This is a genomic window from Flavobacterium sp. YO12, assembly GCF_004119495.1.
Taxonomy (GTDB): Bacteria; Bacteroidota; Bacteroidia; order Flavobacteriales; family Flavobacteriaceae; genus Flavobacterium.
Window position 1 is genome coordinate 1 of sequence record NZ_NRQU01000165.1, and the last position, 276, is coordinate 276.

The 276-nt window shown below is 49.6% G+C and carries 1 pseudogene; it reads right to left on the bottom strand.

From position 1 onward, the window contains the following. Positions 1-276, bottom strand: a pseudogene (locus tag BOW55_RS20735) (collagen-like protein); the annotation flags it as partial.

Consider the following 276-nt stretch of genomic DNA (forward strand, 5'->3'; position numbering starts at 1 on the left):
TTGTGGTCCTACAGCTCCATCAACTCCGTCTTTTCCATCTGCTCCGTTTGCTCCAGCGATTCCTTGTAATCCTTGTAAACCTTGCGGTCCTACAGCTCCGTCAATTCCGTCTTTTCCGTCAGCACCGTTAGTTCCAGCGATTCCTTGTAAACCTTGTGGTCCAACTGCTCCGTCAACTCCGTCTTTTCCATCTGCTCCATTAGTTCCAGCGATTCCTTGCAAACCTTGTGGTCCAACTGCTCCGTCAATTCCGTTTGCTTCCGTCTTTTCCATCTG